The following is a 13,999-nucleotide window of genomic DNA, read 5'->3' on the forward strand; positions in this document are numbered from 1 at the left end:
GCAGCCGTCCAGCCCCGAGGAGTCACCGTGTCCGCCTCCACCCCGGGGCAGGTGCCCGTAGCCGTGGTCGGTGTCGGCGCCCTGGTGCCCGGCGGGACAGATGCGGCAGGCTACTGGCGGATCGTGACCGGCGGCCGGGACCTGATCACCGAGGTGCCCGCCTCCCGCTGGCTGGTGGCGGACCACTACGACCCGGACCCGGCCGCCCCCGACAAGACATACGCCCGCCGGGGCGCCTTCCTGCCGGAGGTGGACTTCGACCCGTTGGCGTACGGTGTGCCGCCCGCCAACCTGTCGGCGACGGACACCTCCCAACTGCTCGCCCTGATGGTCGCCGACCAAGTGCTGGCCGACGCCGACGGTCTGTCGGGCGTGGACCGGGACCGGGTCGGCGTCGTCCTCGGCGCGGCCGCCCTGGAGTTGCTCCCGCACATGTACGGGCGCGCCCAGCGCCCGGTGTGGTTGAAGGCGTTGCGGGAGAGCGGTCTCGCCGAGGCCGAGGCGCAGGCCGTGTGCGAGCGCATCTCGGCGCACTACAGCCCGTGGCAGGAGTCGACCTTCCCCGGCCTGCTCGGCAATGTCGTCGCGGGCCGGATCGCCAACCGGTTCGACCTGCACGGCACCAACCACACCACCGACGCCGCCTGCGCCAGCTCGCTGGCGGCACTGTCCACGGCGGTCGGTGAGCTGGCGCTCGGGCGGGCCGACCTGGTGATCAGCGGAGGTGTGGACACCGGCAACGACATCGGCATGTTTCTGTGCTTCTCCAAGACGCCCGCGCTCTCCCGCACCGGTGACTGCCGTCCGTTCTCGGACGCGGCGGACGGCACCATGCTCGGCGAAGCCGTCGTCATGTACGCGCTGAAGCGGCTGTCCGACGCGGAGCGGGACGGCGATCGCATCCACGCGGTGATCCGGGGCATCGGCACCTCGTCCGACGGCAGGAGTACGGCGATCTACGCGCCGCTTCCCGACGGTCAGGCACGGGCACTGCGGCGCGCCTACGAGGAGGCTGGCTACGGTCCGGAGACCGTGGAGCTGGTCGAGGCACACGGGACCGGCACGAAGGCCGGGGACGCCGCCGAACTGACGGCGCTGCGCGAGGTGTTCGAGGCGTCGGGGCGTACGGACGGGCAGTGGTGCGCGATCGGCTCGGTCAAGTCGCAGATCGGCCACACCAAGTGCGCGGCGGGTGCGGCGGGGCTGCTCAAGGCGGTCATGGCCCTGCACCACAAGGTGCTGCCGCCGACCATCAAGGTGGACCGGCCGATCCCGGCGGCCGCCGCCCCGAACGGCCCGTTCTACGTCAACACCGAGACCCGGCCGTGGGTGCGGCCCACGGGTCATCCACGCCGGGCGTCGGTGTCGAGCTTCGGCTTCGGGGGCAGCAACTTTCATGTCACGCTGGAGGAGCACGTACCGTCGAACACTCCGGCCCGGGTGGCGCCGCGCCATCGCTCCACACCGAGCGAACTCGTCCTGTTCAGCGGCGTATCGCCGTCCGACCTGGTGCCGCCGGAAACAGACGGCGACCGTCCACTGGCTGCGCTCGCTCGGGAGAGCCACAGCGCGTTCTCGCCCACCGACCCGGCGCGGCTGGCCATCGTCGCCACAGGCACCGAGGAGCTGCGGGAGAAGTACGCGCAGGCGCTCACGCTGATCAAGCAGCGGCCGGACACTGCGTTCTCGACACCGACCGGCGTCCGGTACGCCTTCGGGGAGCCCACGCCCGGCCGTCTCGCTTTCCTGTTTCCGGGACAGGGGTCCCAGTACGTCGGGATGGGTGCCGGCCTCGCGATGCTGTCGCCGGCCGCCCAGGCCGTGTGGGACCGGCTGGGCGGGACCAGGTTCGACGGGCGGCCCCTGCACCGGGTGGTGTTCCCGCCGCCCGCCTTTTCCGACGAGGAACGTGCGGCCCAGGCGGCGCGTCTGGCCGCCACCGAGTGGGCGCAGCCCGCGCTCGCGGTGCACGCGCTTGCACTGCTGGACGTACTGCGGGGTCTGGGGCTGCAACCGGACTGCGTGGCGGGCCACAGTTTCGGTGAGCTGGTGGCGCTGCACTGCGCGGGTGCCCTGGACGCCGACGCGCTGGTCGGTCTGGCCCGCAGGCGTGGTGAGCTGATGCGGGACGCGGCCGTCGTACCCGGTGCGATGCTGGCCGTGGCGGCGGACCGCGAGCACGCGGTGGCGGTGCTGGCCGGTGGCGACTTCGGCGACCTCTGGCCGGCCAACCACAACTCCCCGCGCCAGGTGGTGCTGTCGGGTACCCGGGAGGCTGTCGCGCGCGCCGAGAAGGTGTTCGCGGCCCAGGGTGTCGGCACGCGCCGGCTGACCACGTCGACCGCTTTCCACAGCCCGCTGGTCGCCCCGGCCGGTGAGCCGCTCGCCGCGTTCCTGCGCACGGTCCCGCTCTCGGAGCCCCGGATCGATGTGTACGGCAACGCGGACGCGGCACCGTACCCGTCGTCTCCCGACGAGGTACGCCGCCGGATCGCCGAGCACCTCGCCTCACCGGTGCTCTTCCAGGAACAGATCGAGGCGATGTACGCGGCGGGGATGCGGACCTTCGTCGAGGTCGGCGCGGGCACCGCACTGACCGGTCTGGTCGGACAGATCCTCGGTGAGCGCGAGCACGCGGCCGTCCCCCTGGACCGGCCGGACCGGTCCGGGGTCAGCGCCCTGCACACCGCGCTCGGCGAACTCGCCGTCCGCGGTGTCCCTCTCGACTTCGACCCCCTCTGGGCGCCGTACGCCTCGCCTGGAACCTCAGTGAAGGAGCACGCGCCCCGGATGACCGTGAAGATCAGCGGAGCCAACTACGGTCAGCTCTACCCGCCCCGCACCGAAGCCGCTGCACCACCGCCGCCCGCGCCCGCGCCGGGCCGGGTTCCGGAACACCAACCGCAGCCCGCCCCCGCCCCCACGTCCGAGATCCCGGCGGTTCCCCTGTCCGCGTACACCCCCGCGCCCGCCCGCACGCCGGAGCGGTCGGCGTACGAGACGGCGCCCGCCCAAGAACCGGAGCCGGCGTACGGAGCCGAGCCGTGGCACGACCCGGTGCCCGCCCGCGACGGACTGTCCGCGGACAGTCCCGTGTCCACGTACGGTACCGAGCCCGGGGCCGCCCTCGGCGCCGGGTGGTACACCGCGGTGGAGAACGTCCAGCGGCAGACGGCGGAGGCCCACGCGGCCTGTCAACGCATGCTGACCGAAAGCCATATGGCTTTTCTGCGGATGACCGAGACCACCCTGGCCGCGATGCTCGGGGTACAGGACGGCGGCGGCGTGCTCGGCGCCCCGGCTCCCCCGGCAGCGCTGCCGCTCCCCCGTCCTTCGGCACCCCGGCGGGCCCCGGCACCCGTGACGCCGGCCCCGGACGGGTCCGGCGTTCCCGGGGCCATGCCCGCCTTCGTGCCCGCCGGGTCCGGCGAGGAGCCGTCGCCGGCACCGGCCGCCGGGGACCGGGCCCCGGCCGCCGTCCCGGTGGCCTCCCCCACGCCGTCCGCCGATGCCGCGCCTTTGTCGGCGCCCGAGCTGGAGGAACTACTGCTCTCGGTGGTGGCCCGGCTCACCGGCTACCCGACGGAGATGCTCAACGTGGACATGCAGTTGGAGGCGGATCTGGGAGTCGACTCGATCAAGCGCGTCGAGATCCTTTCGGCCGTACGCCAGAGGATGGGCGACGTGGCGACGGGAGACGTCGGACAGCTCGGTAAACTCCGCACGCTGCGCGAGATCGTCGAGGCGCTTACCGCGACCGGTCGGCCGCACGAAACCCCGGCGCCGGACTCCCCGGCCGTGACGGGCTCCCCCGCCGACCCGCAGATCCCCGCCATGCGCACCGGGTCCGGGCAGGAGACGGCGCTGACGAGACTGGTGCAGCGCGTGGTGGAGTCACCGGCGTCCGGCCTGGCCATGGCGGGACTCCTGGACGGGCCGCTCGTGGTGACGGGCGGGGGCCCGGACGGCGCCGCGATCACCGCCCTCGTCGCGCGGAAGCTGGCGGCGCACGCCGTGGACGCCACCGCCGTGGCGGAGGTGCCCGAGGACGCGCGCGGTGTCGTACACCTCGGCGGGCTGACCGGGGGCGGCGCGCCGGACCATGCGCGGGAGGTCCACCGGTCGGTTCTCCGCGCGGCGCGCGCGATGGCGGCACAGGCCGCAGAACGGGGCGGACTGTTCGTGACGGTGCAGGACACCGGGGGCGACTTCGGGCTCGGCGGCCATGCACCCGACCGCGCCTGGCTGGGCGGCGTCGCCGCTCTGACCAGGACCGCGGCGAAGGAATGGCCGGGCGCCTCGGTCAAGGCCGTCGACTGCGAGCGGGGCGGTCGCAGTGACGAGGAGGTCGCCGAGGCGATCGTGCGGGAGCTGCTCGAAGGCGGTGCTGACCCGGAGGTGGGTCTTCGCGCGGACGGTACCCGCACCACCCCGCGGACGGTACCAGCGCCGGTGACGCCCGATGGCACCCGGCGGATCACCTCGGAGTCGGTGATCGTGGCCACCGGAGGGGCCCGCGGGGTGACCGCCGCCGCGCTGGCGGACCTGGCCAGGACCCACCGTCCGCGGATCGTGCTGCTCGGCAGGACGGCACTGACTCCCGAGCCCGCAGGGCTCGCGTCGGCCACCGATGAACCAGCGCTCACCCGGCTGCTCGCCGAGCGCACCCCCGAGGACGCGGCGACCTCCTCGCCCGCCCGGATCGCGGCACGGGCCCGGGAAATCCTGGCCGCGCGCGAGGTGCGGGAGACGCTGGAGGTGCTGGAGGCGGCGGGGTCCCCGGTCCGGTATGTCCAGGTGGACGTCCGCGACGGCGACGCCGTCGCCGCCGCACTGCGCGACGTACGTGACGCGTGGGGGCCGGTCAACGGCATCGTGCACGGCGCGGGAGTCCTGGCGGACAAACGGATCGCCGACAAGACCGACGAGCAGGTCGAGAAGGTGATGTCCACCAAGGTGGACGGTCTGCGCGCGCTGCTGGCCGCGACGGCGGACGATCCGCTGAACCTGATCTGCCTGTTCTCCTCGGTGGCCGCCGTGTTCGGCAACGCGGGCCAGAGCGACTACGCCATGGCCAACGAGATCCTGGGTCAGGTCGCGTCCGCCGAGCAGGCCCGCCGCCCCGGCTGCCTGGTGCGGTGTATCGCCTGGGGTCCGTGGCGCGGCGGCATGGTCACGCCCGCTCTGGCCGGGCATTTCGGCCGGTCCGGGGTTCCGCTGATCCCGCTGGAGCAGGGGGCGGCCGCTTTCACGGCCGAGCTGGGCGGCACCGCCGGTGAGGCCCGTGTCCTCCTGGTGGCCGGGGACGATCCGGCGGCCCTGTCCCCGGCCGGGAATCCGCTTCCGGCGCAGCTGCTGGTCCGGGAGGACAGCCTGCCGCAGCTGGCCGACCACGCGCTCACCGGGGTTCCCGTGCTGCCCGTGGCGATGGTCCTGAACTGGTTCGCGGGGGCGGCCACCGCCTGGCTGCCAGGTGCCGGCCCACTCGTCCTGCGCGACCTGCGGGTGTACAAGAAGTGCGCCCTGCCCGAACTGGCCGGCACCGGCCACCGGCTCACCGTGCACGGCAGCCGGGGCGTGACCGGTTCCCCGTCGGGGCTGGAGGCGGAACTGCGGGGGGAAAGCGGCGTGGCGCACTTCCGGGCAGTGCTGGACACCCGGACCGAAGAGCCGGATCCGGCCGCGTGGAGCAGCCCGGACGGCCTCAAGCCGCTGGACCGTACCGAGTTGTACGACGAGGCGAGCCTCTTCCACGGCCCCCGGTTCCAGTCCGTCCGCTCGCTGCACGGTGTTTCGGAGCACGGAGCCGAGGCGATCGTCGCGGGCGTGCGCGTCCTGGAATGGCCGGGTGAGCACTGGCCGCTCGACCCGGCCGCCATGGACGGCGCGCTCCAACTCGCCCTGGTCTGGGCGCAGGAGGCACTCGGTGCGGCGACGCTGCCGATGGCCGTCGCCGAGTGCAGGGTGCACCGGCGCGGCCCGGTGGACGGCACCGTGCGATGTGTGCTGCGGGGGCGGAAGGTCCACAGCACGGGTGCGCGCTGCGATGCGGCGCTGATCGACGCCGACGGAGCCGTCCGGCTGGAACTGCTCGGCGTGGAACTCGTCCGCCGCCCGTCCTAGGGCGTGTTCTGAGTTCCCCGTCGTCTGCGCGGGGCGCGGACGCAGCGGCGTGCGGTGCGTGCGATCGCCGTGCGGTGTCGCAGGTCATGTGGCGGAGCCACCTGTCCTCCGGCGCCGTGCGGCGAGCGTGCGTGCCGCACGCCGGGGCGTAGGCGGGGAACTCAGAACTGGCCCTGAGCCCCGGTCCCTGTGCACCAGCCCGCCCTGCCGTGAAGTGAGACCTGTATGGAATTCGAACCGATCGCCGTCGTCGGCCGGGGCTGTGTGCTGCCCGACGCGCTCGATCCGGACACGTTCTGGGACAACATTGCCGCGGGCCGCAGCAGCCTGTCGGCCATCCCGGAGGGCCGGTGGCGGCTGCCGCGCCACCGGGCCATGGGCTCGGTGGAGGACCACCTCGACCGCACCTGGACCGATGTCGGCGGGTACGTACGGGGGTTCGAGTCCGTCTTCGACCCGAGCGGCTTCCGGATCGCCCCGGAGCGCATCCTGTCACTGGACCCGGTCTTCCACTGGGTCATGTATGGCGTGCGGCAGGCGCTCACAGAGGCGGGCCGCGAGGGCCCCCTGCCGCGGGCGGGGCTGGTGCTGGGAAACCTGTCGTATCCCACGCCCACAGGGGCGGCTTTCGCCGAGCACGTCTGGCTGTCCGCCCAGCGGCCTCCGTTCCATGACGCCTTGCTGAGGCATGAACGCCGGGAGCGGCCCGACGCCCGCAATCGCTTCTCCTCCGGGCTGCCCGCCCAGCTCGCGGCCCGAGCCCTCGGGCTGGGCGCGGGTGCGTGGTCCCTCGACGCCGCCTGCGCGTCGTCGCTGTACGCGATCAAGCTGGCGTGCGACCGACTGCACGACGGCACCGCGGACCTGATGGTGGCCGGTGCCGTCAGCCGGGCGGACCCCCTCTATCTGCATGTGGGGTTCTGCGCGCTGTCCGCGACGAGCCGCACGGGGCACAGCCGGCCCTTCCACCGGGACGCGGACGGGCTGGTGCACGGCGAGGGCGCCGGGTTCGTCGCCCTCATGCGGCTGTCGGAGGCCCGCGCCGCCCAGCTGCCCGTGCTCGGCGTGATCCGCGGTGTCGGGTTGTCCAACGACGGGCGCGGCGCCGGGCTGATCAGTCCGTCGGAGGAGGGCCAGGTTCGGGCCATGCGCCTGGCGTACGAGGCGGCGGGCGTCGCCCCCGAGACCGTGTCACTCGTCGAGTGCCATGCGACGGGGACGCCGGTCGGGGACGCGGTGGAGGTACGCGGCATGGCCCGGATCTTCCGAGCCGGTGACGATGTGCCCATCGGTTCGGTGAAGTCGAACGTCGGGCACCTGCTGGCCTCGGCGGGCCTGGCCGGGCTGCTGAAGGTGCTCGGCGCGCTGCGTGCGGGGATCCGTCCGGCGACGCTCGGTGCGGAACGGCCGCTGGACGGGCTGGCGGGCACGCCGTTGCGGGTGCTGACCGCGCCGGAACCGTGGTCGGGGCCGCGCCGGGCGGCGGTGAGCGCGTTCGGCTTCGGCGGGACCAACGCCCATCTGGTGGTGGACCTTCCGGACGGCGACCCGGTGTCCGCCGTACCGCAACCGAGCCGCCCGGCCGCCGTCGTGCCCGCCCCGGACCATGTGCGGGAATCGCCGGGCGGCCGTGCGCCGGTGGCCATCGTCGCCGTCGGCGCCCGAGTCGGCGACGGCACCTGTGCCGAGGACTTCCGGCGGGCGGTGCTGGGCGGTGAGCGGCGTGGCCCTGCTACGGAGATCGCCGTGGAGTTGCGGGACCTGTGCTTCCCTCCCTTGGCCCTGAAGCGAACGGTGCGCCATCAACTCCTGATGCTGGAGGCCGCACGGGAGGCCGTACGGTCGGTGTCCCTGCCCCGGGAGCGAACCATGGTGGTCATCGGCATGGGGGTGGACCCGGAGGTGGCCCGGGCGGGCGCCCGCTGGCGGGTTCCCCACTGGCTGGAGCAGGCCGGGCTTCCCGCCACGGCACCGGCGGCGGGCCTTGCCCGGGACGCGTTCGTGCCGCCCATGACGGCCGAGGGGGTGGTGGGCAGCATGCCGAACCTTGTGGCCAACCGCATCAGCACCCAACTCGACCTGGCCGGACCGGGGTTCGCGGTGTCTGCGGAGGAGGCGTCCGGGCTGGTGGCGCTGGAACTCGCAGCCCGGGCCGTCCGGTCGGGGGATGTCGACGCCGCGCTCGTCGGTGCCACCGACCTGTCCTACGAGGCGGTGCATCAGGCCGCCCGGCGGGAGCTCGGACACGAGGACGAACCGGGGGACGCCGCCGTCGCCCTGGTCCTCAAGTCCTTGGACACCGCGCGCAGGGACGGCGACACCGTCGTCGCCCTGCTCGACGAGGATTGCGTCGGCACACCCGACATGGTCATCGGGGACGGCCCTGACGCGGTGTTCGACCCGGCGTCGGCCTTCGGGCGCGCTCACGCCGCGTACGGGCTGGTCTCCGTCGCGGTCGCGGCGCTCTCGCTCCAGCACCGCGCGGCACCGCGTCCGGGCGGTCCCGCGGACACCGCGACCGCCGCGCAGACCGCGAAGGCCGCGGTGACACCGCTGGAGGGGCCCACCGCGAGTGTCCGGCTGCGCGCGGGAGACGCCCGGCCGTGGCTGCGGGGCCCGGCTCCGCGCCTGCACGTCTATTCCGGGGCCGACCGCCGGGAGGTGCTGGCCGCGCTGGAGTCCGGTGCGCAGTCCGACGCCGGACCGGCCCGGCTGGCACTCGTGGTCGACGACGACACGTTCCCCGGCCGCCTGGCGGTCGCCCGCCGCTGGCTTGCCGGGGGCGGGACCCGTCCGGCCGATGTGCTGTACCGGGACAAGCCGGTCACGGGACAGACCGCGTTCGTGTACACCAACGGGTCGGCCGCGTACCCGGGTATGGGCCACGAGCTGATGCTCGCCCTGCCGTCGCTCGGCGAGGCCCTCCGTGCCAGGCACGGGGGGATCGGTACACGACCGCGGTCCCGGGCGGAGCACGGGGTGCTCGACCAGATCTGGGGTGCCTCCGAACTCGCCGTCTTCCACACCGTCCTCACCCGGGAGGTGCTCGGGCTTCGGCCGGACGCCGCTCTCGGGTACTCCTCGGGCGAGTCGGCCGCCCTGGTGGCGCTGGGTGCCTGGCCGGACGCCGCAGGGCTGTACGACGCCGCCCGGGACAGCGGTCTGTTCACGACCGAACTCACCGGTGAACTCCGGGCGGTCCGGCGCCACTGGGAGCGTCTGGGCGTCCAGGGCTGCCGCTGGTCGAGCTATCTGGTCAGTGCGCCCCTGGAGGCGGTCCGTGCCGAACTCTGCGCCGAAGTCGCGGTCCATCTGATGGCGGTGAACGCGCCCGGAGTCTGCGTCATCGGCGGTGAGTCCCGCGCGTGCGCGGCCGTCGTCGCCAGGATCGGTGCCGACCATGCGATCGAGCTCGACTACGACATGGCCGCCCATGCACCGGAGTTGGCGGAGATCCGAGAGGTGTGGCATGCGGCCCACCACCGTCCCACCGTCGACGTGCCCGGCGTGCGGTTCTACAGCGGGGCCACCGGGCAGTCGTACCGGCCGACGGCCGAACGGGCCGCCGAGGCACTCACCGCGCAGGGACTGAACACGATCGACTTCGCGGCCACGGTCGAGCAGGCATGGGCGGACGGTGTCCGCATCTTCGTGGAGCACGGACCGCGCAAGCTGTGCACCGGCTGGATCAAGCGGGTACTCGGCGACCGGGACCATGTGGCCGTCGCACTGGACACCCCGGGCGACACCGGGCTGCGGCAGCCCTGCCTGGCGGTGGCCGAACTCGTCGTCGCGGGGGTGCCGGTACGCGCCGACGAGCTGTTCACCCGGCTCGCGGGAGCCGCCACGCAGGTCCCGCGTCCAGGGCCCACCGTCACCGTGCCGGTACCCGCGCCTCCATGTCTGCCGCCGCTGGAACCGGCCCTGGTCACCCTGGACCGGGCCCCCGAGCTGGCGCCGGTGCCGGACTGGGAGGCCGGCCGGTCCGACGCACCGGCGGCCCTTGCCGTGCCCTGCCCCGATGCCGTGGGGCGGCGCACCCTGCCGGGCGTGCAGCCGACCGACTCGAACGGGTCGGACGGGACGGAGCAGCAGGCGGCGGGCACCCGTGCCGCAGTCGTCCGGCAGAGCCTGCGGGTCGCCGCGCTGCACCAAGAGATCATCGCCGGGCACACCGAGGCCCATCAGCGGTTCCTTCGGTTGTCCGCTCTCGCCGTCACCGCGCTGAGGAGCACCGTGCCCGGCGCGGTGCCCCCTCCCGTACGGCCACCGGGCCTGCCGGCACCGCGTCCGTCCGCCGGGCTGCCGCCGGGCCCCGTACGACCTGCGCCCCGCTCGGCGTCGCTGCCCGCTCCCCCGCCGAAGGCGGCGCCCGCACCGCCTCCGAGGCCGGGACCGAAGTTCGACCGCGCCCAGCTGGAGCACCTCGCCTCAAGGGAGATCTCCGCGCTGTTCGGCCCGCGGTTCGCCGAGCAGGATGCGTACGCGGTGCAGACCCGGATGCCCGAGCCGCCCATGCTGCTCGCGGACCGGGTCACCGGCATCGACGCAGTGCCTGCGGCGCTCGCCGCGCCCGGCCCGGTGCGCACCGACGGAACGATCTGGACGGAGACCGACATCCTGCCCGACAGCTGGTACCTGGACTCCACCGGACGTATGCCGGCCGGGCTGGTGGTCGAGGCAGGCCAGGCGGATCTGCTCCTGCTCGGCTGGCTGGGCGTCGACCTCCTCAACCGGGGCGAGCGCGCCTACCGGCTGCTCGGCTGCGAACTGACGTACCACGGCAGCCCGCCGGAAGCGGGCGACACCCTGTGCTACGAGATCCACGTCGACGGTCACGCGGAGCACGAAGGCGTCCGGCTGTCCTTCTTCCACTACGACTGCTACGTGAACGGCGGACTCCGGCTCAGCGTCCGCGAGGGCCAGGCGGGGTTCTTCACGCCGCAGGAGCTCACAGGCAGCGGCGGTGTGCGATGGGATCCCGCCGAGCGGCCGCCCGGCGACGACCTGCCGCTCGACCCGCCCGCCGTGCGCTGCGCACGGACCCGCTTCCACGCGGACCAGGTGCGGGCCCTGGCCCAGGGGCGGCCGGCGGACTGCTTCGGCCCCGGCTGGGAGGCCACGGCGGCCCACGTCCGCTCACCGGCGCTCGACGACGGCAGGCTACGGCTGGTGCACGAGGTGACCGCGTTCGACCCGGCCGGAGGGCCGTGGGGCCGCGGCTATCTGCGGGCAGAGACCCCTTTGTCGCCGGACGACTGGTTCTTCGCGGGGCACTTCAGGAACGACCCCTGTATGCCGGGCACCCTGATGCTCCAGGGCGGTCTCCAGGCAATGGCGTTCTACCTGGCGGCCATGGGCTTCACCGTGGACCGGGACGGCTGGCGTTTCGAGCCCGTCGACGGTCACCCCTGCACAACGATGTGCAGGGGCCAGGCGACTCCGGACGGTCGGCGGGTCGTCTACGAGGTGTTCGTGCGCGGTGTATCGGCCGGGCCGGTGCCGACGCTGTACGCCGACGTGCTGGGCTCGGTGGACGGGACGAAAGCGTTCCTGGGCCGGGACGTGGCACTGCGGCTGGTGCCCGACTGGCCACTGTCGCACTGGCGGCGCTCGGGCCCGCCCCTCGTACAGGGCAGCGGTACGCCGGTGCCGCTGCCCCTGCTCGGCGGGCTGGACGGGCACCGGGAGGCGAAACCGGTGGCGACGGCGGCCGATGGATTCCCCTTCGACTACGCCTCGTTGCTGGCGTGTGCCTGGGGCAGGCCGAGTGAGGCGTTCGGCAGCGCGTACGAGCCCTTCGACGGCACCCGTAGGGTCGCGCGGCTGCCCGGTCCTCCCTACCACTTCATGAGCCGGATCGTCTCGGTGGACGGTCCGCAGGGCGGTATGCGGGAGGGCAGCAGTGTCGTCGCGGAGTACGACGTGCCCGAGCGGGCCTGGTACTTCGAGCAGAGCGGCGGCCGTACGATGCCGTTCGCCGTCCTGATGGAGATTGCGCTGCAACCGTGCGGGTGGCTGGCCTCGTACGTGGGCAGCGCGTTGACCACCGACACGGATCTGCTGTTCCGCAACCTCGACGGGTCGAGCACGGTCACCGGTGAGGTCACCCCGGCGACGGGTGTGGTCCGCACCCATGCCGAACTGACTCGTGTCTCCCACAGCGGCAACATGATCATCGAGTCGTTCCGGGTGAGGTGCACGGCCGACGGCGTGCCGCTGTTCGAACTCTCCACGGCCTTCGGCTACTTCCCGCCGTCGGCTTTCGACCACCAGCCGGGCCTCACGGTGTCGGCCCAGGACCGGGCCCGTCTCGACGAGCCCTGCGACCGTGTGATCGATCTGACCGCCCGGCCCGCTCGTTACTGCGCCGGGGAGCTACGGCTGCCGGGCCCCATGCTGCTGATGCTCGACCGGGTCACCGGCTCCTGGCCGGACGAGGGCAGCATGGGGCTCGGACGGCTGAGGTCGGAGAAGGACGTGGTCCCGGATGAGTGGTTCTTCCGAGCGCACTTCTTCCAGGACCCTGTGCAGCCTGGGTCGTTGGGCATCGAGGCCATGTGCCAGCTCCTCCAGTACCACCTGCTTGAGCGCGGCGCGGCGGACGGAATCCCGCATCCCCGGTTCGAGCCGGTGCTGCCCGGCCGTAAGACGACCTGGACGTATCGCGGCCAGATCACCCCGGCCAACCGGCTGATCCGGGTGGACATGGACATCGTGGAGAGCGGCACGGACGCGCGGGGGCCTTATGCGACGGCGGACGCGTCGCTGTGGGGCGATGACACATGCATCTACCGAGTGCGCGGGCTTGGCATGCGTGTGGTGTCCGACGCGGCACCTGGGGCCTCAGCTCGACTCTGAAGCTGAAGGGAAGAACAGGAGCCGGCGGACGAGGTCGCGGGTCCTGCGGGCGGGGTTGAGGTGACGCTGATGCCAGTCGGCGCCGAGTTCCTCGTAGGAGCCGAGTTCCTCGTAGGAGACGTCAGGGTCGTTGATCAGGTGCCGGGCGATGACGAGTATCGAGCGGGCGACGGCGACCAGGACCTTGGCGTGGCCGGGGCGTTCGACGATGCGCCGGTGGCGGGCGCCGAGGAAGGTGTCGGTGCGGGCAGCGGCGTTGGCCGCCTCGCCGAGGGCTCCCTTGAGCCAGGGGTTGCCCTGGTACGAGAGGCACCTTGCCGTCCTCGACTGCGGATCCCATCCCAAGGTCATGCGTCGTCTCGGTGCCGTCCAGCCGAACCCGATCCGCCTGGACTGAGTTCTGAAGGCCATGGTGAGTGACGCAGAAATGGTGCTCGGTAAAGCGTCAGGTAAGTGGCAGTGTTCCGGCAGTCCTGGGCGGGCAGGAGCTGCGGTTTGGCGTGGGCACCGAGCTGGGGTCGTGGGACGCGGTGCGACAGCTCACTGGAGGGCATGAAATCCGCTCAGTGAGGTTTTCTCGGCGAAATGATCTCCGCGAAGCAGGCTGATCGGCGCATGTCGGGATGGATCGGTCCGGGCGGCCCCAGCTCTGGACAGACGTAAAGCCCCTGGTAGGACAGGTCTCACCACAAGATCATGTCCGTAACACCAGAGGCTTCACGTTGGTCACCTATGTTGCCACGCTCGACGTCCCGCGCCATGTCGTGGAGTACCTGTCCCGCCTGCTCGCAGCGCACCGACGGCACATCGGCACCCCACGCGGCAGCCGGGCACTGGGCCCGTTCCGGCAGGCCGTGCTGATCCTGCGCTGGTTCCGCGAGCGCGGCTGCGTGCACTGCCTGGCCCGCGACGCCGGCGTCTCCCAGGCCACTGGCTACCGCTACCTGCACGAAGGCATCGACGTTCTCGCCGAGAAGGCCCCGGACCTGCACCAGGTCCTGGGCCGCTGCCAACG

3 protein-coding genes and 1 pseudogene are annotated in these 13,999 nt (G+C 73.0%); 3 read left to right on the plus strand and 1 reads right to left on the minus strand.

Going from position 1 to position 13,999, the window contains the following annotated elements; genetic code table 11:
• Positions 1-27 precede the first annotated feature (27 nt).
• Positions 28-6,123, plus strand: a complete 6,096-nt coding sequence (locus tag ACWEKM_RS09270; protein WP_451620527.1) for an SDR family oxidoreductase — start codon at positions 28-30, stop codon at positions 6,121-6,123.
• 225 nt (positions 6,124-6,348) lie between these two features.
• Positions 6,349-12,984, plus strand: coding sequence for a beta-ketoacyl synthase N-terminal-like domain-containing protein (locus ACWEKM_RS09275; protein ID WP_451620528.1), 6,636 nt, complete (start codon positions 6,349-6,351; stop codon positions 12,982-12,984).
• Here ACWEKM_RS09275 and ACWEKM_RS09280 read toward each other — a convergent pair.
• Positions 12,970-13,335 (minus strand): hypothetical protein, encoded by a 366-nt coding sequence (locus ACWEKM_RS09280; protein WP_451620529.1) that lies wholly within the window; start codon positions 13,333-13,335, stop codon positions 12,970-12,972. The genes ACWEKM_RS09275 and ACWEKM_RS09280 overlap by 15 nt on opposite strands.
• Positions 13,336-13,706: 371 nt before the next feature.
• Here ACWEKM_RS09280 and ACWEKM_RS09285 point away from each other — a divergent pair.
• A pseudogene (locus ACWEKM_RS09285) lies at positions 13,707-13,999 on the plus strand (IS5/IS1182 family transposase); the annotation flags it as partial.

The sequence above is a fragment of the Streptomyces sp. NPDC004752 genome (assembly GCF_053601275.1).

Coding starts and splice junctions, on each gene's coding strand:
- ACWEKM_RS09280 (WP_451620529.1), bottom strand. CDS start 13,335: ATGACCTTGGGATGGGATCCGCAGTCGAGGACGGCAAGGTGCCTCTCG.
- ACWEKM_RS09275 (WP_451620528.1), top strand. CDS start 6,349: ATGGAATTCGAACCGATCGCCGTCGTCGGCCGGGGCTGTGTGCTGCCC.